This window comes from Labilibaculum antarcticum (assembly GCF_002356295.1).
Lineage (GTDB): Bacteria > Bacteroidota > Bacteroidia > Bacteroidales > Marinifilaceae > Labilibaculum > Labilibaculum antarcticum.
Window position 1 is genome coordinate 1,570,423 of sequence record NZ_AP018042.1, and the last position, 18,426, is coordinate 1,588,848.

The window sequence follows — 18,426 nt, forward strand, 5'->3', positions numbered from 1 at the left end:
AACATGGGAAGAGAAAGACGTCCTCATATTGGAATTTTTGGAAGAAGAAACAACGGGAAAAGTACTTTAATTAATTTTCTTGCAGGACAAGATATTGCCATTGTTTCGGATGTTGCCGGAACAACTACCGATCCTGTTAAAAAATCTTTCGAAATCACAGGATTCGGCCCTGTTATTTTGATTGATACCGCAGGAATTGATGATACAGGTGAGTTGGGTGAGAAACGAATTACAAAAACCAATCAAACCATAAAAATTATAGATCTCGCTATTCTGGTTATCGCTCAAAATACCTTTGGCGATTTTGAATTGGGTCTTATCGAGAAGTTCAATAAACAAGATGTTCCATTCATAGCGGTACACAACAAAGAAGATCTTGAACTATTAAATCAGCAAACAACTAATTTGTTGAAACAGAATGGCACGAAAGACATTCTTCATTTTTCCAATTCCAGAGCCAACATAGAACCCATTGTAAAAAGTATAAAAACAACGATTCCTGAATCCGCATATACCACTCCTTCCCTCTTGGGCGATTTGATATCCTACGGTGATATTGTTCTTTTAATTACGCCCATTGATATTGAAGCTCCTGAAGGAAGATTAATTCTGCCACAGGTTCAGGCAATAAGAGACATACTGGATAATGATGCAGTATGCATTGTTTTAAAAGAGCGGGAAGTTGATGCTTTTTTACGAAAAACAGGAATTAAACCAAAACTGGTCGTTACCGATAGTCAGGTATTTTTAAAAGCGGGAGCTTCGATTCCATCGGATATTGCTTTAACAAGTTTCAGTATCATGCTGGCACACTTTAAAGGAAACTTTAATGCCTATTTAAAAGGAACACCAAAAATATCGGAACTGGTTGATGGTGATAAGGTTTTATTGTTAGAAAGTTGCACTCATCACAGCTCTTGTGATGATATTGGCAGGGTAAAAATCCCTCGCTGGATTTCGAACTTCACTGGCAAGAAACTAGAGTTTGTTGTAACTGCCGGACTTGATGAAATTCCGGGAGAAATATCAGATTACGCTCTTTTGATTCAATGTGGCGGATGCATGATTACACCAAAACAGTTGGGTAACCGACTTCAACCTGCCATTGATGCAGGAATACCCGTGACAAATTACGGAATGGCAATTGCTTACGTTCAGGGAATTTACAATCGTGCAGTTGCTCCTTTTGCCAAAACAAGGGAATCAAATACAGACTATCTTTAGCAGTATTCTAGATAAAAAGACAAACCGAAAGCCCAAACAATAAGAACATGAAAAATTTATTTTTAGTATCTCTTTTCATCTCAATCAGTATTTTCAAGGCTAATTCACAAGAAAAAGAATTTGTTCTATCAGGAATGATAGGTGGCATTCAGGATGAAACATTATTTCTTTATCAGGAAACCGGAGAAAACGTAATATTGCTTGATTCTGTAATGACTAAAAACGGTGAATTTCAATTTTCAGGAAAAATGGAACACCCTTTTGTTGCTCAAATCGGATTGGCTAAAAGCAGGCGGGCTAAGATTTTCTTATCCCCATCAAAAATGAATCTTTTAGTTCATAAAGATGAATTAAAAGATGATTTTTTAAGCAAAAAACTTACTGGTTCTGAAACTCAAAACAGATACGAAGATTATGAATTTAAACTGCAAACAAACAATCATGAAAAATTAAAAATAGCCAATGATCTTGAACTGCGCGAAGTTTATTCCGATTCAATTAAAAAAAACACCTTACTTGCGAAGTACAAAAGACTGAACAAATTCAAGAAAGAATATTTTCACAATTACGCATCTTCACCGGTTGTTTCTTATTTAATTTTCCAGGAATATTTTGGGGCCAAGTGTAGTCTAGATGACGTAAAGGAGTACCTCAAAACTCTTAACATAGCCAACCCAAACGGCATGTATGTAAAAAATTTAAATAAACGTGTTGAAACAATAGAACAAATTTTCATGAAAAATGAATTCCCTGATCTTCGTTCAATTACGCTTAAAGGAAAAGAATTTAATTTTGCAGATCGAAAAGCAAAATATCACTTGTTTTATATCTGGAGAGCCTGGACACCTGATAAGAACAAATCGCATTATCAGGCTTTGAATCAATTGCAGATTAACTGTAAGACAACTGGTATTGAATTGGTTAGTCTGATTCGGAATTCATCTTACAACATGATTCCTGCAGAGGGGGCCAAAAAGTGGAAACAATGGCGACCAACGCTTGATCCATCGCATGAATATATCGAAATAGAAAGCATAGACAACAGTGTTGATCTTATTAAATATCTGGATCGTAATTTTCATGCATTCATAGTAAATTCCGAAGGTAAAATCCTTTATCATCAAACTACTTTTGATACCAATTTACTGATATCTGAACTTGCGAAGTTTGTTTCAATGCCTTAAAGATTATATTTTAGTTCTGATTAACTATATTTATAAGATTGATACCAGAAATAAACACTAACCATCTATGCCCAATAAACTACTTAAAGCCAAGGCTAATTTTGGTACTTTTCCTGTTTTCTTAACTGCAATATCAACTATTTTAGGTGCTATTTTATTCCTTCGTTTCGGCTGGGCTGTGGGAAATGTAGGCTTTATTGGCATGATTGGAATTATTATTTTGGGACATTTGGTTACCATCCCTACTGCAATGGCTGTAGCCGAAATTGCAACCAATCAGAAAGTATTAGGAGGTGGAGCTTACTATATTATTTCGCGATCTTTTGGTTTGAATATTGGCGCCGCCATTGGTATAACACTTTACCTTTCACAAGCCATATCTGTTGCCTTTTATGTGATCGCATTCGCAGAGGCATTCGACCCGCTTATTCAATGGATTGCTGATAATTACGGTTGGTTAATCTACGATAAAAGAGCAATTAGTATTCCAACCATGGCGCTCTTATCCGGACTATTTCTTAGCCGAGGTGCGAATTTGGGGATGAAAGCATTGTATGTGGTTGTGGGAATCTTAGGAGTGGCCTTAGCCCTATTTTTTCTTGGATCACCAGATGCTGCTCCAAAGGAAATGGTCATGGATGCAACCATTGATAATCCCAAAAGTTTCTTCTATGTATTTACCATTATTTTCCCAGCATTTACAGGCTTAGCAGCAGGATTAGGGCTCTCAGGAGATTTAAAGAACCCACGAAAATCGATACCTCAAGGAACCATCTGGGCAACCGTTGCCGGGCTTGTTATTTATCTGTTTGCCGCCTATAAATTTACGGTATCTGCCAGTCCGGAAGATTTGGTAAGCGACCAGCTTATTATGCGTAGAATTGCCATCTGGGGACCAATTATCCCAATAGGTTTGGCTGCGGCTTCAATCTCCTCTGCATTAGGTTCTATAATAGTAGCCCCCCGAACCTTACAAGCAATTGGCATGGATGATATCTTCCCTCAACAAGGTTTGAATAAATGGTTAAAATCCGAAAACAGAAAGAACAATGAACCAATTAATGCATCTGTAATATCAATAATTATTGCCTTTGTGTTTGTTTTTATTGGTGATGTGAATTTTGTTGCTCAAATTATATCGATGTTCTTCATGGTTACCTATGGCGCCATTTGCTTGATCTCTTTTTTAGAGCATTTTGCTGCAGATCCTTCTTATCGTCCAACATTCCGATCAAAATGGTACTTATCTTTATTGGGTGCAATTCTGTCCTTTTGGATCATGTTTCAAATGAACATGGGCTATGCTATTTTATCATTATTGATAATGGGAGGTATCTATTACGGATTTAACGTTACATCGAAAGGTCAAAGAGGACTTGCCAAACTATTTAGAGGCGTTGTTTTTCAGTTGAGCAGATATCTGCAAATATTTGCTCAAAGGGCAGAGAGAGGTGATAGAGAATTAAGTTGGCGACCTTTCGCCATCTGCATCTCCGAAGACTCCTTTAAACGTCGTTCAGCCTTCGATTTGCTTCGATGGATATCTTACAAATACGGATTTGGAACCTACATTCATTATTTGGAAGGCTACTTAAACGAAGAAACCAATCTTGAATCGAAAAAAGTAATGAATCGACTGATTAATCTGGCGTCGGGAAGCAAAAACAAAGTTTACCTCGACACAATCATCAGTCCTTCGATGACATCAGCTATTGCACAGGTTATGCAATTATCTGGAATTTCGGGCACAGGATACAACACCATCTTATTTGAATTTTCGAGAACTAAAGCTCAGCGATTAAACTATGTAATAGACAATTACAATCTGCTTAAATCTACCGATTTTGATGTTTGCATTCTAAATACATCATACAAAGGATTTGGTTATCACAAGGAAGTTCATGTTTGGATTGGAGCCGAAGATCTTGAAAATGCAAATTTGATGATATTACTCGCTTACATCATTCAGGGACATCCCGATTGGAAAAAAGGAACAATCAAGATTTTTGCAATATACCCCGAAGATCAACTAGATACTCAGAAGGAAATATTGCTGGGATTAATCAAATCTGGACGATTACCGATTTCGCCAAGCAACGTTGAGCTAATTAATGCCAACGATGCGAATAAGAAACAAGTAATTATGAAACATTCGATGGATGCTGATTTAAGTATTCTTGGATTTAATCATGAAGATGTTGAAAAAGAAGGAGCCGAATTATTCACTGGCTTCGAAGACATGGGAAATATTCTCTTTGTAAGTTCATATAAGGAAAAAAATATTAAATAATGGCTGATTTTTTAAAAGCAACAGATGATTTAGGGCGTGAAATAAATATTCCTTTCCCTCCTAAAAGAATAATATCTACAGTGCCATCAACAACCGAATTTTTGTTTGATTTAGGCATAGGCGACAGAGTCATTTCCAGAACCAAATTTTGCAAATACCCAGCAGATAAAATAGCTAAACTTCCTAATATTGGTGGCCCTAAAGACTTATACTTTGATAAAATCAGGTTACTCGATCCCGACTTAATATTGGCCAACGAGGAGGAAAACAGCAGGATTCAAATAGAAGAGTTAGCTAAAGAATTTCCAGTTTATGTATGCAAAGTTCGCAATTACGATGAAGCTCTTCAAAATATATTGAATACAGGTAAAATAGTTGGCGCTGAGCCAAAATCACATGAAATAGCCAATAAAATTCATGCCAGGTTTAACCAATTACCGATCAATTCGAATTCATGTTCTGTACTTTACTTGGTGTGGAAAGACCCATATATGGCAGTTGGGAAAGACACATTCATTAATTCGATGATTGAAAAATGTGGATTTAGAAATGCCATTGAAGATATTGATTCAAGATATCCAAAACTAAGTAAGGAAGAAATTATTGATCTTAATCCTGACCTGATCTTTTTATCATCAGAGCCATTTCCTTTTACTAAGAAACATATACAAGATATTCAAAACTTGTTACCAAACACCAAAATTGAACTGGTTGATGGGGAAATGTTCTCCTGGTTTGAATCTCATCTACTTAAAGCAGGAACGTATTTTAATGATTTAAATCAAAAAATAAACTCTTAGTCAAAGCAAAACTCATTACAATAATTCTTACTATTTTTGCCTAGTACTTAAAATCTATTTAATGAAACACATTGCCATATTCCCGGGTTCATTTGACCCTTTTACCATAGGCCACGAATCAATTGTAACCAGAGCATTGCCTTTATTTGATAAAATCATCATATGCATCGGATACAATTCAGAAAAGGAACAGTTTTTCCCTATTGAAAAGCGAATTCAGTGGATAAAAGAGGCATTTGGGAACAATCCAAAGATTGAGGTAGAATCATTTTGCGGATTAACGGTCGAATATTGCCAATCTAAAAATGCAAAATTTATACTGCGCGGACTTAGAACTGCTGCCGATTTTGAATACGAAAGAGCCATTGCTCAAATCAATAAAAAAATGGTTCACGAATTGGAATCCATATTTCTGTTAACCACTTCTGAGCATACTCCTATTACTTCAACCATTGTAAGGGATATCATCCGCCATGGTGGAGATGCCTTGCAGTTTTTACCCAAAGTGAAAGATCCTGAAGCCTACCAAATAAAATAATAGCCTTATGTCTAAATTCATCAAGATACTCGTCATTATTTCTATTTTAGCTGGTGCTTGGATGCTTATTGCTCCAAATTACCTTAGAACAAGTCTGATTTACTGGTATGCCAATATTGATGATTACACCATTTTTGAAAATAAAGAAGTATCAGTCGAAAATGGTGAAGACTGGCCGGAAGATTCAGCCTATAACGAGTATAAGCTTGACTCTGTTGATCGGGCTTATCTTGAAGATCACGAAACGGTAGCCTATTTGGTAATTCAGGATGGCAAAGTATTATATGAAGAATATTGGGATGAATACGGTACAGAATCACTTTCGAATATTTTTTCAGCTACAAAAAGTATCGTTAGTTTACTAATTGGTATTGCTATTGATCAAGGAAAAATTAATTCGATAAATGATCCCATCGGCAAATATCTTAACGAATTTTCAGGAGATAAACGAGGTGATATAACAATTAAAAATTTGCTTACCATGAGCTCTGGTTTAGACTGGGATGAAGCATACAGCAGCCCAACATCAATCACAACTAAAGCCTATTATGGTAAAAATCTAAGAGAAGTTTCAACCGATCAGCAATTAGTTGAAAAACCTGGAGTTCGGTTTAGATACCAAAGTGGCAACACCCAACTTTTAGCTTTTATTGTTGAAGAAGCAACAGGTGAAACCATTTCCAAATATGCCGAACGGATGCTTTGGAAGCCAATGCAAGCAACTCAAGCAGCACTTTGGAGTGTGGATAAAAAAGATGGAGATGAAAAAGCGTTTTGTTGCTTCAACTCCAATGCCAGAGATGTGGCTCGTTTTGGACAACTGATCTTAAACAAGGGAAGCTGGAATGGAGTACAGTTAGTTTCGGAGGCTTATATTCAGGAAGCAACAAAACCTGCATCTTATCTTTTAAATGAAGATAAAACCGAAGCTTTAAATTTTTATGGCTTTCAATATTGGGTTCTTCCTTATTCGAGAATGAATATTCCATACATGAGAGGACATCGCGGTCAGTACATTTATAGTATTGCTGAAAAAAATGCAGTTGTTGTTCGTTTAGGAAAACAAAAAGACAAAATTAAACAAGGACAGATCACTTTGGATATTCCCAAATATATAGACATCGCACTGAAGATAATCAAGTAAATACATCACAAATCATTTGCCTAAATGAGAACACTTCTACTATTGTTTTTGTCGCTCAGCTTAATTTCTGTCTCTTTGGCAGATAATGTGCGAATATATGGTACAAATACAAGTTATGCAGGATCAAAAATTGAGATTAAGTATCATGCTGATGTATTTACCTACTCAGAAAAAATAGTTGCAGAATTTGAAGTTCAGGCTGATGGAAGCTTTTCGATTAATTTCGATTTGAACGAAGTTACCTTAGTATTTCTACCTCTAGGTGTTTACAAAGGATATCTATATTTAGAGCCAGGCAAGGAGTACGAAATCAAATTACCTCCTAAAAAAGATTTATCCCCCGTTCAAAAACTAAATCCTTTTTTTGAACAGGAAGAGCTTCTCATTGGTGTTGCGAATACCGACTCAAAAGACATTAACATCCTAATTCGTGAACTGGATGACAAAATAGATTCTTTTATTAATCAGAACTTTAACAAGATTTACAGAAAAAAAGAGAATTCTGTAGGTATTGCTTTCACAGAAGAACTAAAATCGGAATACAAGGATGTAAAGAACAGCTTTTTTGAAGATTATCTAAGATATCGTTTGGGATTTATAGAATACCTTGCCTATCCAAGTTCGTTTGTTAAAATTGAAGAAAAGTATTTTGAAAATCAAGAGGTGAAACTAAACAATTCGGCCTATACTAGTTTGTACAAAAAGCAATATGGTAATTTTCTTACTGGATATTTTAGTCAATTGGAAAGTTCAGAACTATCCAATGCGTTAAAATCAGAAAATACTTATCGGGATATTTATGAACTAATGCGGAACTATCCCGCTTATAAAAACACACAATTTAGAGAATTAATTATTGCAACATCTGTATTTGATGCATATACCCGAAAATTTTATGGACGAAACAAAACTATCGAAATTCTATCTCAAATAAAGGAGCATAGTACGAACCAATACAATCATGATTTGTGCGAAAACTACATCAGAAAAATCACTCATCTGCAAATAAATTACCCTGCTCCTGATTTCTCGATTGGGGAATACAAACTGGAAAATTACAAAGGGAAATATCTGTATCTGAATTTCTGCAACACTGAAAGTTATCCTTGTTTACAGGATTTTAAAGAAATAACAAAACTGAAAAAACAATTTGGTGAGCACATCGAATTTTTAAGTATTGCCTGCGATTGGGATGTAATCAAGTATCTTGATTTTGAATCAAAAAAGAATCTTGACTGGCCAATTATTCATATTGGAGATCAACAACATTTGCTTGAAGAGTACAATGTGAAAGCCTTTCCGACTTACATTCTTATCAATCCTGAAGGCAAAATAATGAAAGCTCCTGCTCAAGGTCCAAAGGAAAATATTCAATTGGAATTCATCAAGATTGCCAGAGATGCAGTTAGAAAGGCTTACAAAAAATAATGGTCGGGAGTTCCGAGATCCATTAAATTGTGGTGAAAAACGGCTTTACTCCACCTGAGAAATTGCTACTTTTTTAAATTTCAGTTTTAAATTCACAGGCGTAATATTTTTTAAATTGTCGGACACAGGACATCTATCCTCAATTGCCTCTAACCATTTAGTTAGTTGCTCTTTACTGGCATCACAATCAGGCTCAATAGCTACTTCAATTCCCTTATAACCTGCTCTCTCATCGAATGAAGTTCCAAAAAGACGGTTAGGGTTTAGATCTCCGGCCATCTTTATTTTAACCGATCGTAATTCTATATCCATTTCCTTGGCAATTACATGAGCCATCACATTAATACAACCACAAAAAGCAGCAAGAATATATTCAACAGGACTAGCTCCTTCATTTGTACCTCCCAAGTCTGCGGGCTCATCAATAATAATTTCAAACCCTCTTGCTTTAACAACTGTTTTGGTTGGGTTTTCGCTATGCGCTTGTACTCTAAATTTTAAATCAGACATTTCTTTATAATTTTATTATTCAAACCTATTAATCACTTTAAAAATGCCACAACTTCAGTAAGGATAAAACTATTAGACGAAGTATAGAATCACTATATTTGGTGGAATTTAGCATCATTTCCGAATACTTTTTGAAACAAATTAATTTCTATTAATGAATTTTGAATATCAAGCCGAAAGGTATCACACAGACCAAGAGTTAATTAGTGCGCACGATTGTTTCAAGGCCTTAACTCCTGATCAAAAAATAATGGTGGAAAACTCCACCACTCTACTTCAATTTACAAAAGGAGAAACAATCATTAAGCAAGGTTTTGTGGCATCTCACATTTTGTATCTCGAAAAAGGTTTGGTAAAACTCGATGTCACTAATGATTCTAAAATTTCGACACTAAAACTATTGGGTGATGATTCATTTATTGGGATTGTTTGCAGTTTTGCCTGTAAAAGTCTTGATTTTTCGGCTGTAGCACTTGAGGACACAAGCATAAAAATGATAAATATGGATGTGTTTTTAAGTCTGATAAAAGAGAATGGCGAATTTGCACTTAAACTAATTCGGCACATGTCTTCAAACACAAATAGTATGGTTCATCGTACGAGTCGGTTGTACAACAAGAATGTTGAGGGTTCTCTTGCGTTAATATTGCTCGAATTAAGTGAAATTTATCACAGTGCCGAATTTACCTTACCAGTCACCAGAATTGGTCTTGCCTCATTGGCAGGCTGCTCAAAAGAAAGCACAATAAACACTCTTGCTAAATTTCACACTGATTTAATTATCGAAATAAAAGACAAACACATCAAAATTCTAAACCCCGAAAATTTAAAATTGATTATCAAAAATGGATAATCCCGGTGAAGTGAACTTCCTATTTCTCATTCACAACCTCTAAAATAGAGGCATAGGTATTTGCTTTGAATTCGTCCAATTTATCCGGCGAAAGCCATTTTACTTCCTGTATGTCCTCTTCGGTTTGAGGAACCGGAGTTTCTGAACCTGAGTAGCTCATTTGGTACCAATAGGTGCGTTTCAGAATGTGTTTATCCTTCATCCAATAAGTATGATAGGTGGAATTTAGTTCCTTTTCAATTTTCAAATCAGTAACACCACACTCCTCCTCTACTTCGCGCACTGCGGCCTCGCGAACCGACTCGCCTTTTTCTACCTTCCCTTTGGGTAAATCCCATTTTTCGAGTCGGTAAATTGCAAGAATTTGCTGATTAGGATTGAACACTTTTCCACCGGCGGCTTCGATGTATTTAAAACAGGATACAAAGTGCTGAAAAAGAAGATCCAAATCTTCAGCAACAATAAAAATGGCTTCCTTACTTTCATCTTCATCAAACTCAAGAATGAGACCTTCCAAAGACTGGTCTTCGATCCAGGCATAAACCATTCCCTCGAAATTTACACTCTCACTTTTATCTCCTAAAAAAATGATTCGATCTTTAAAAAATACTTTATACATTTGCGGTAGATTTTTAAAAAACGCAGAAAAACACAATCAACTGAATTTCCGCTTTTTGAATTCGTTTAACAATCCATAAATCCATTGAAAGAATGCAAGACACTGCCAAACAAGTCGCTGAATATTTGCTGCAAATAAAAGCAATTAAACTAGAACCGACAAACCCTTTTACATGGGCTTCGGGATGGAAGTCGCCAATTTATTGCGATAACCGTAAAACACTTTCGTATCCTGAAGTTAGAACCTACATTAAAAAAGCTTTTGCAGAAGCAGTATTGGCAAAATATCCTGACGTGGAAGTTATTGCAGGTGTTGCAACAGGAGCAATTGCACTAGGTGCTTTGGTGGCTGAAGAAATGAATCTACCAATGGTTTACATTCGTTCATCCGCGAAAGCCCACGGAATGACCAACCTAATTGAAGGTGAAATTAAGGCAGGACAAAAAGTTGTAGTTATTGAGGATTTAATTTCGACCGGCGGCAGCAGTTTAAAAGCTGTGGAAGCATTGCGCGAAGCAAATTGCGAAGTGTTGGGGATGCTAGCTATTTTCACTTACGGTTTTAAAACCGCAACGGATAATTTCACCGCAGCAAACTGTAAATTAGACACATTGAGTAATTACAACGTGATGATCGATCGTGCTCAGGAAATAGGATACATTAAAGCAGAAGATGTAGATCAGTTAAAAGAATGGAGAAAAGATCCGGCAAACTGGAGAAAATAGGCGCCCATTTTTTATAAAAAACAATAGCTAAAAGAGAGTATTTCTTCGCGAATACCCTCTTTTGCACTCTAAAGGAGAAAAAGATAAATGTCGACAACAAAAATAATTAGTGAAGTAAAAAAGATTCCACATACAGTAACTGATGTATACGGTTTCTTTTCTGATTTCAGAAAAATTGCCAATATATTCGAACTGGCTGCCAACAACCCTCAGGTTCAGGAACAAATCGAAACTCAGGCAAAGAAAAAGGTAGATTTCAAAGAATACATTGAGCATTGGGAAGCTACTGAAAACAACTGCACTTTCGTGATTAAAGGTTTTGGTGAGGCCGGACTGGAATTTGTTGAGAAGGAAGAAAACAAAATGCTGAAAATGACTGGATATGGCAGAAGTCCTTTCGAATTCTATATTTGGATTCAATTGGTTGAAAAAGATGCTTACGATACCAGAATCAAACTGACCGTTCATGCGGAGTTGAATGCCATGATGAAAATGATGCTAAAAAAGAAACTGGAAAAAGGAATTGATCAATTGGTTGAAGGTCTTACACGAATACCGTACAATATGCTTCAAAATATTGAATCGTAAGAAATCTCTTTCTAAAGCTGTTGAAAATCTCAACAGCTTTTTTGTGCATTTCATTTTTTTAGATAGCTTTGTTTTAAATGATTCTAAATAGAAGACATCGAATTTTGGCTTGGTTTTTATCATTGGCTTTTGCATTGCCAATACTGATAAAAACCCAACATGTACTGTTCCCAAATCACGAACATCACTTTCATTCGTGTTCAAACAACACGACTGCGATTGAGGATATTTGTGAGATTCTAGCGTTCGATTATTTCTTCTTTACACCGGCAGATATTGCAATTATTCCTGTCTCTGTAGTTTTAAAATTCGAAAATCCAAGAGTCGAATCAACCCAAAAACCGTATTACGCATCAAAGCTTCCCTATAGTTTAAGAGCTCCACCGATTATCGTAGGTTAAATTTATTGATCTGATTGAAAAATATCAGAAGATATACTGTGGATGAGTTTTTCAAAAGCTCATCTAGTAAATCTATGTGTTTTAAATTTCACTATAAAAATCAATATAACTCTACGATATCATGATACGATATATCTTGGCAATATTTATTCTATTGCCTCAATTCACCTATGGTTTGGGTGAACTAAAAAACAATAAACTGAATGGAAAAATCACTGATCAAGATAATGGAATAGGACTTCCAGGGGTTAGTATATTTATTCCCGAACTGCAAAAAGGAACAGTTAGTGATACTAATGGTTCCTACCAACTTGAAAATTTGCCCAATGGCAAAATCACCGTTCAGTTTTCCTCCATTGGTTACGAAAGTTCTATTAATACGGTCTCGATAGCAAAAGAAAATACGGAATTGAACATTAGCTTGCCTTTCACTTCGGTTACTACACAAGACGTTGTTGTTTCGGGCGGTTTTCCTTCATCACAACACGAAAACACCGTTAAAATTTCAGTGCTTTCCAACAAAGAATTGGAAATGCTGTCAACACCATCTTTGGGTGAAAAATTAGCAAGTATACCAGGGGTTGATGTAATCTCCCGAAGTCCTGGCGTTAGCACTCCGGTAATTCGCGGGCTTTCCTTGAACAATATCCTATTCTTAAATAACGGTGTGCGTTTGGAGAATTTTCAGTTTTCGACTGATCATCCATTTTTGATTAACGAAGAGGGAGCTGATCATATCGAAGTAATTAAAGGTCCGGCATCTCTGCTTTATGGATCGGATGCCATGGGAGGTGTGATAAATATCGTGCGCGAGAAACCAGCACCTGCCAACACTTTAAAAGCAGATATCTCAAGCGAATACCACAGTGCAACTCATGGATATTCGACCAACATAGGGGTGAAATCTTCTCAAAAAAACTGGTTTTGGATGTTGCGTATGAATCAACAATCACACAAAGACTATAAAGATGGAAAAGGTGATTACGTTCCCAATACCCGTTTTAATTCAAATGGAGTGCAATTGGGTTTAGGCCTACAAAATAATTTTGGGAGTTTTAAAATTTACTACGACTACATTCAACCCAAACTTGGCATGACCAATGAGGAATCAATAGAAGTGGTAAATCCTGGCAATCGGAAAAATTATTATTGGTATCAAAATTTGACTCAACATTTAATTTCGTCGAGAAACCGGCTATTTATCGGTAACTATAAACTTGAATTAAATGCAGCTTACCAGTTCAATCAAAGAAGATTAAACGGTAATCCTGAAAACGCTATTTTCAGGTTAGTAGATATGGATTTAAATACTTTTACATACGATGGTAAATTGTATTTCCCAAGCTCTGAATCGAGCGAATATCTAATAGGAATTCAGGGAATGCATCAATCCAACACAAATCATGAAGCTCCAAACCATATTATTCCAAATGCTCAAACAGATGATTTCTCCGTTTTTTCCCTTTTAAAGAAAGAAATAAATATTGTAAATCTTCAATTAGGACTAAGATATGACCATCGGGCATTATATGTACCCGAACAAGTTGCCGCAGGACATTCTCACGATGAAGCGGTAGTGAATGGTGAACATGAAGAAGAGGTCGTTCATATCAATCGAAATTTCGACAACTTAAATGCATCACTAGGAGCTACATTTCAGATTACAAATGATTTGCTTATGCGCGCCAATTTAGCAACAGGTTATCGTGCACCAAATTTGGCAGAATTAACGCAGCATGGTTTACACGGAAATCGATTTGAAGAAGGGAATCCTGAGCTGTATCCTCAAAAAAGTTTGGAATCCGATTTGGGAGTTCACTATCATACCAATAGTCACAATATCGATTTTTCGCTTTTTTACAACAAGGTATACGATTACATTTATATGGCACTAACCAATGAACTTGCGCCTGAAGGAAGCGGTTTTGTATATTCATACCAACAACAAGATGCCAAATTGTATGGTGGTGAACTGTCTATTAATGTAGCACCAACATCTTTTTTAAAATTACATTCGGACTACGCCATGGTGATTGCAAAACAAAATGATAATGGCCATTTGCCTTTTATTCCTCAGCACAAGCTAAATACTTCTGTTCGATTATTTGCTAAAGGAAATCAAACATTTACATCTCCTTTCATCAGCTTAAGCTGGAAACATGCATTTAAACAGAATCATCCTTCACAATTTAAAAGTGAAACATCTGCTTACGACTTAATTGCAATTCAGACAGGAACAGATTTTCAATTAGCGAAGTATCAAACGAGTTTAGTCCTTAGTGCAAATAACCTTTTCAATGAGACATATATCGATCATTTATCGAGTTTGAAGCCCTTAAATTACTACAATCCAGGAAGAAACGTTAGTATTAAATTTTCTGTAAAATTCTAAACAGGCAACAAAGAGGTGGGCTAACGAATAAAGCTCACCTCTTTGAAATTATAAATGCGCTCTCCTTTATTGGCCCTAACCCGCAATTGTCCGTATTCAGTAATACCTACAATTTCACCCTCAAACTCTCCAAGTTCATCCGAAAACAGATGTGTCTCGTTCATCCAATACATCGCTTTCAAATAATCCCTCTCTTGTTCTTCTGATTTCTCATCCTCCAATTGAAAATATCGGTTTTCTATGCATCTCAACAATTTTGTCAGTTCTTTGTCCAAATCATACTCCTTATGGGTTTTAATTGCCAATGAGGTTGGATTAGGAGCATCAGAGATAAATTTGATCTGATTTATATTTAAACCCAAACCACAAATACTATGACTTAAGGTAGATCCCATTATTGAATGCTCGATTAAAATCCCTGCAATCTTCTCATTTCCAACATAAATATCATTTGGCCATTTAATTGAGACATCCTCTAAATATTCACTCAAATAATCGTATACTCCCAAGGAAATCACACAAGAAATTTGAAATTGATGTGGTATTGGAAGAAATTCAGGAGTAAGGATGATACTTATGGTAAGGTTTTTGCCACTTTCACTTTCCCAAACATTTGTGCGTTGTCCGCGGCCTTTTGTCTGACTTAATGTCAAAACGACAGTCCCGCCTGACGGCTTTTGCGTTTTAATTAAGCCTAATGCAAAATCATTGGTTGAATGCAATTCGCTTTTGCGTATCAATAGATTGGGATAAAATAAACATCGATTCATGAATAAAAATTATTAATTTCAAATAGATTAGGTATTCTGTTAACAAATGTTGAATTGGAAACTTTGGTAAAATTAATCATTACCTTGCATTATGAACCTTAAATATGAAATTTAGATTTCGTTCAACTTTTTAAGAAGTTATCAAGCAATAAAGCTTAAAAAGGGGTTTCTAACGAGAAAGTTAAATTCAACGAGAAACAAGAATAAGATCAAAAAGTTGACTTCTAATGAATTACTTCTAAATGCAATAAAATTTAGATCTAATTCAAATCTATTTTAAAAAGAAATTTTATTCGTTTGAAAAAAAATTATCTTTGTAATTAAAATATAAGTATGACAGATAAAAAGGGGAACACAACAGAAGAACTCGTTAAGACCTTAATTGAAGGATTGCATGAAAATAAAGCAGTAGATATAGTTAAGATTGACTTAAGAAAAATTGAAAGTTCTGTTTGCAAGTATTTCCTTATTTGCCATGGAACATCATCAACTCATGTTAACGGAATAGCCGTATCGGCAGAAGAGTATGTGAGAGAAAAAATTAATGAAAGGATGTGGAGAATAGAAGGGCAACAGAATTCGCAATGGATTTTATTAGATTATGCTGATGTTGTTGTACATATTTTCCAGAAAGAATACAGAGAATTTTATCGACTAGAAAGTTTATGGGCAGATGCTACTGTTACAAAAATTAAGAACGCATAGCCAATACTATAACCGTTAACTAAAAAGAATGACAGAGAATAATAATCAAAATAAATCTCCTTACCAAAAAGGAAAGAATGGCAATAGCATGCTTAAGCCACCAAAATTTAACGCATATTGGGTTTACGGATTAATTGCCGTAGCATTCATTGCTCTTAATCTTCTAAACATTGGGCAAAAACCACAGGATACCTCCTGGCAAAAGGTGAAAAATGAAATGCTTCACAACTCGGATGTTGACAGAATTGTGGTCGTTCGTAATCTTCTTGAAGTAAATGTTTTCCTCAAATCGGAAAGCCTTGACAAATATCCATCTCTTTTCGAAAGCAGTTTTGATTCCCCTTCAAAAGCAGGTCCTCATTACACTTTCCCAATTGGAACCATCGAACAATTTGCAGAGCAATTAAGCGAAGCTCAGGAGAATGTCTCTGATCTTGACCGAATTGAACCTGAGTACACTACTGAAGAAAATTATTTCGGTGATTTTATTGGCTGGATACTTCCATTCGCCTTAATTATTGGTATTTGGTTTTATGTATTCCGAAGAATGAGTAAAGGTTCCGGCGGAGGCGGCGGTGGAGGAAACATTTTTAACGTTGGTAAATCAAAAGCCAAAGTATTCGATAAAGAATCGAATGTCAATACTAACTTTAAAGACGTTGCTGGCTTAGCAGAGGCAAAACAGGAAGTTGAGGAAATTGTAGAATTTCTTAAACATCCACTAAGATATACTAAATTGGGAGGTAAAATTCCTAAAGGTGCATTACTTGTAGGACCTCCTGGAACGGGTAAAACATTATTGGCAAAAGCAGTTGCCGGTGAAGCAAACGTTCCTTTCTTTAGCATGTCGGGTTCCGATTTTGTTGAGATGTTTGTTGGTGTTGGAGCAAGTCGTGTTCGAGATTTGTTTAAGCAGGCTAAAGAAAAAGCTCCATGTATTGTATTTATCGATGAGATTGATGCAATTGGTAGAGCACGTGGCAAGAACCCTAACATGGGCTCGAACGACGAGCGTGAGAATACATTGAATCAGTTACTAACTGAGATGGATGGTTTCGACACCAACTCGGGAGTAATTATTTTAGCGGCAACAAACCGTGCTGATATTTTGGACCGCGCCTTAATGCGTGCCGGTCGTTTCGATCGTCAGATTCATGTTGAGTTACCTGATTTAAATGAGCGTAGAGAAATTTTTGATGTTCACTTACGTCCTCTAAAATTAGATCCAAATCTTGATAAAGAATTTCTGGCTAAGCAAACTCCAGGATTTTCGGGTGCTGATATTGCAAATGTGTGTAATGAATCGGCGCTGATTGCAGCAAGAAAGAAGAAAGAAGTTATTGAGAAACAAGATTTCTTAGATGCAATTGACCGTATTATTGGAGGATTGGAAAAGAAAAATAAAATTATATCTCTTCAGGAAAAGAAAACCATTGCTTATCATGAAGCTGGACACGCCACTATTTCGTGGATGCTGGAACATGCTCATCCATTAGTAAAGGTGACCATTGTACCACGTGGAAAAGCATTAGGTGCAGCTTGGTATTTACCTGAAGAAAGAAGCATTACAACCAAAGAACAAATGTTGGACGAAATGTGTTCTGCATTGGGAGGACGTGCTGCTGAAGAAATAACTTTTGCTAAAATTTCAACTGGTGCTCAAAACGATTTGGAAAAGGTTACCAAGCAAGCAATGGCGATGGTTTCAATTTTCGGCATGAGTGAAAAAGTTGGAAATGTAAGTTATTACGATTCTTCTGGACAATCGGATTATGGTTTTTCAAAACCCTACAGTGAAAAAACTGCAGAATTAATCGATGCCGAAGTGAAAATATTAATTGAAACCAGCTACAAGAGAGCCAAACAAGTTCTTAAAGATAACAGTAAAAAACACTGTAAACTTGCAGAATTACTGTTGGAACGTGAAGTTATTTTCAGTGAAGATTTAGAAGAAATCTTTGGTAAACGAAAATTTGGTCAGCCTGAAGATTTTGAAGGAAAAAAAATAACTCCAACACCTGAAGCAGAAAAAACAAGTGAAGAAAATGAGAGTAAAGCTGTTTAAGTAGCTTTCATCCTAATAAATCAAAAAGCTAAATTACTGGGAACTGCTCAGTAATTTAGCTTTTTTTTAATCCTTTTTTCTTGATTCATCCCAAATTAGCGGCTCGGGCGATTCGATTCTTATAAGTGCTGAAAAAACACTATTTTTGGAATCGCTTATTAAAAGAAGCAAAATTTGCAGGTTAGGATCA

The 18,426-nt window shown here is 35.8% G+C and carries 17 protein-coding genes; 14 read left to right on the plus strand and 3 right to left on the minus strand.

Annotated elements, in window-relative coordinates:
- The first annotated feature begins 3 nt into the window (after nucleotides 1-3).
- The 7 genes from hydF (at nucleotide 4) to ALGA_RS06035 (ending at nucleotide 8,608) form a co-directional block, all read left to right on the plus strand.
- Nucleotides 4-1,224, plus strand: coding sequence for a [FeFe] hydrogenase H-cluster maturation GTPase HydF (hydF, locus tag ALGA_RS06005; protein ID WP_096428467.1), 1,221 nt, complete (start codon nucleotides 4-6; stop codon nucleotides 1,222-1,224).
- A 47-nt stretch (nucleotides 1,225-1,271) separates the two neighbouring features.
- A complete protein-coding gene (locus ALGA_RS06010; RefSeq protein ID WP_096428468.1) occupies nucleotides 1,272-2,408 on the plus strand; it encodes a DUF4369 domain-containing protein in 1,137 nt (378 codons plus the stop codon).
- A gap of 67 nt (nucleotides 2,409-2,475) precedes the next feature.
- On the plus strand, nucleotides 2,476-4,698 hold the full coding sequence (locus ALGA_RS06015) for an APC family permease (protein ID WP_096428469.1): 2,223 nt from the start codon (nucleotides 2,476-2,478) through the stop codon (nucleotides 4,696-4,698).
- Complete coding sequence (locus ALGA_RS06020; RefSeq protein ID WP_096428470.1) at nucleotides 4,698-5,498, plus strand: helical backbone metal receptor; 801 nt, start codon at nucleotides 4,698-4,700, stop codon at nucleotides 5,496-5,498. The genes ALGA_RS06015 and ALGA_RS06020 overlap by 1 nt, the downstream gene beginning before the upstream one ends.
- Before the next feature lie 61 nt (nucleotides 5,499-5,559).
- Nucleotides 5,560-6,036: a pantetheine-phosphate adenylyltransferase gene (gene coaD / locus ALGA_RS06025; protein ID WP_096428471.1), complete on the plus strand. Its 477-nt coding sequence runs from the start codon at nucleotides 5,560-5,562 to the stop codon at nucleotides 6,034-6,036.
- Nucleotides 6,037-6,043: 7 nt separating this feature from the next.
- Nucleotides 6,044-7,180, plus strand: a complete 1,137-nt coding sequence (locus tag ALGA_RS06030; RefSeq protein WP_096428472.1) for a serine hydrolase domain-containing protein — start codon at nucleotides 6,044-6,046, stop codon at nucleotides 7,178-7,180.
- A gap of 24 nt (nucleotides 7,181-7,204) precedes the next feature.
- Nucleotides 7,205-8,608 (plus strand): TlpA family protein disulfide reductase, encoded by a 1,404-nt coding sequence (locus tag ALGA_RS06035; protein WP_096428473.1) that lies wholly within the window; start codon nucleotides 7,205-7,207, stop codon nucleotides 8,606-8,608.
- A gap of 45 nt (nucleotides 8,609-8,653) precedes the next feature.
- Here ALGA_RS06035 and ALGA_RS06040 read toward each other — a convergent pair whose 3' ends face one another.
- Complete coding sequence (locus ALGA_RS06040) at nucleotides 8,654-9,118, minus strand: OsmC family protein (RefSeq protein WP_096428474.1); 465 nt, start codon at nucleotides 9,116-9,118, stop codon at nucleotides 8,654-8,656.
- A gap of 154 nt (nucleotides 9,119-9,272) precedes the next feature.
- Between ALGA_RS06040 and ALGA_RS06045 the strand changes: the two genes are divergently transcribed.
- On the plus strand, nucleotides 9,273-9,971 hold the full coding sequence (locus ALGA_RS06045) for a Crp/Fnr family transcriptional regulator (protein ID WP_096428475.1): 699 nt from the start codon (nucleotides 9,273-9,275) through the stop codon (nucleotides 9,969-9,971).
- Between the two features lie 19 nt (nucleotides 9,972-9,990).
- On the opposite strand, the gene ALGA_RS06050 is transcribed toward ALGA_RS06045, so the two are convergent.
- Nucleotides 9,991-10,590 (minus strand): NUDIX domain-containing protein, encoded by a 600-nt coding sequence (locus ALGA_RS06050; protein ID WP_096428476.1) that lies wholly within the window; start codon nucleotides 10,588-10,590, stop codon nucleotides 9,991-9,993.
- Between the two features lie 92 nt (nucleotides 10,591-10,682).
- Between ALGA_RS06050 and pyrE the strand changes: the two genes are divergently transcribed.
- From pyrE to ALGA_RS06065, 4 genes are all read left to right on the plus strand, one after another.
- The gene (pyrE, locus tag ALGA_RS06055; RefSeq protein WP_096428477.1) at nucleotides 10,683-11,315 is read left to right on the plus strand and encodes an orotate phosphoribosyltransferase; all 633 of its coding nucleotides are present in this window, start codon (nucleotides 10,683-10,685) and stop codon (nucleotides 11,313-11,315) included.
- A gap of 87 nt (nucleotides 11,316-11,402) precedes the next feature.
- Entirely contained in the window at nucleotides 11,403-11,903 is a 501-nt protein-coding gene (locus ALGA_RS06060) for a hypothetical protein (RefSeq protein WP_096428478.1), read from the plus strand.
- A 77-nt stretch (nucleotides 11,904-11,980) separates the two neighbouring features.
- Nucleotides 11,981-12,304, plus strand: a complete 324-nt coding sequence (locus tag ALGA_RS22735) for a hypothetical protein (RefSeq protein ID WP_145957576.1) — start codon at nucleotides 11,981-11,983, stop codon at nucleotides 12,302-12,304.
- 121 nt (nucleotides 12,305-12,425) lie between these two features.
- Nucleotides 12,426-14,696, plus strand: coding sequence for a TonB-dependent receptor (locus ALGA_RS06065; RefSeq protein ID WP_096428479.1), 2,271 nt, complete (start codon nucleotides 12,426-12,428; stop codon nucleotides 14,694-14,696).
- 20 nt (nucleotides 14,697-14,716) lie between these two features.
- Here ALGA_RS06065 and ALGA_RS06070 read toward each other — a convergent pair whose 3' ends face one another.
- Nucleotides 14,717-15,466, minus strand: coding sequence for a biotin--[acetyl-CoA-carboxylase] ligase (locus ALGA_RS06070; protein ID WP_096428480.1), 750 nt, complete (start codon nucleotides 15,464-15,466; stop codon nucleotides 14,717-14,719).
- A gap of 333 nt (nucleotides 15,467-15,799) precedes the next feature.
- Between ALGA_RS06070 and rsfS the strand changes: the two genes are divergently transcribed.
- Nucleotides 15,800-16,171, plus strand: coding sequence for a ribosome silencing factor (gene rsfS / locus ALGA_RS06075; RefSeq protein WP_096428481.1), 372 nt, complete (start codon nucleotides 15,800-15,802; stop codon nucleotides 16,169-16,171).
- A gap of 28 nt (nucleotides 16,172-16,199) precedes the next feature.
- On the plus strand, nucleotides 16,200-18,236 hold the full coding sequence (ftsH, locus tag ALGA_RS06080; RefSeq protein WP_096428482.1) for an ATP-dependent zinc metalloprotease FtsH: 2,037 nt from the start codon (nucleotides 16,200-16,202) through the stop codon (nucleotides 18,234-18,236).
- Nucleotides 18,237-18,426 lie beyond the last annotated feature (190 nt).

Bases quoted from the DNA above. Each gene is read 5' to 3' on its own strand.
- ALGA_RS06040 (WP_096428474.1), bottom strand. From the start codon at position 9,118: ATGTCTGATTTAAAATTTAGAGTACAAGCGCATAGCGAAAACCCAACC.
- ALGA_RS06020 (WP_096428470.1), top strand. From the start codon at position 4,698: ATGGCTGATTTTTTAAAAGCAACAGATGATTTAGGGCGTGAAATAAAT.
- ftsH (WP_096428482.1), top strand. From the start codon at position 16,200: ATGACAGAGAATAATAATCAAAATAAATCTCCTTACCAAAAAGGAAAG.
- ALGA_RS06010 (WP_096428468.1), top strand. From the start codon at position 1,272: ATGAAAAATTTATTTTTAGTATCTCTTTTCATCTCAATCAGTATTTTC.
- rsfS (WP_096428481.1), top strand. From the start codon at position 15,800: ATGACAGATAAAAAGGGGAACACAACAGAAGAACTCGTTAAGACCTTA.
- ALGA_RS06035 (WP_096428473.1), top strand. From the start codon at position 7,205: ATGAGAACACTTCTACTATTGTTTTTGTCGCTCAGCTTAATTTCTGTC.
- ALGA_RS06045 (WP_096428475.1), top strand. From the start codon at position 9,273: ATGAATTTTGAATATCAAGCCGAAAGGTATCACACAGACCAAGAGTTA.
- ALGA_RS06015 (WP_096428469.1), top strand. From the start codon at position 2,476: ATGCCCAATAAACTACTTAAAGCCAAGGCTAATTTTGGTACTTTTCCT.
- hydF (WP_096428467.1), top strand. From the start codon at position 4: ATGGGAAGAGAAAGACGTCCTCATATTGGAATTTTTGGAAGAAGAAAC.
- ALGA_RS06030 (WP_096428472.1), top strand. From the start codon at position 6,044: ATGTCTAAATTCATCAAGATACTCGTCATTATTTCTATTTTAGCTGGT.
- pyrE (WP_096428477.1), top strand. From the start codon at position 10,683: ATGCAAGACACTGCCAAACAAGTCGCTGAATATTTGCTGCAAATAAAA.
- ALGA_RS06060 (WP_096428478.1), top strand. From the start codon at position 11,403: ATGTCGACAACAAAAATAATTAGTGAAGTAAAAAAGATTCCACATACA.
- ALGA_RS06070 (WP_096428480.1), bottom strand. From the start codon at position 15,466: ATGAATCGATGTTTATTTTATCCCAATCTATTGATACGCAAAAGCGAA.
- ALGA_RS22735 (WP_145957576.1), top strand. From the start codon at position 11,981: ATGATTCTAAATAGAAGACATCGAATTTTGGCTTGGTTTTTATCATTG.
- ALGA_RS06065 (WP_096428479.1), top strand. From the start codon at position 12,426: ATGATACGATATATCTTGGCAATATTTATTCTATTGCCTCAATTCACC.
- ALGA_RS06050 (WP_096428476.1), bottom strand. From the start codon at position 10,590: ATGTATAAAGTATTTTTTAAAGATCGAATCATTTTTTTAGGAGATAAA.
- coaD (WP_096428471.1), top strand. From the start codon at position 5,560: ATGAAACACATTGCCATATTCCCGGGTTCATTTGACCCTTTTACCATA.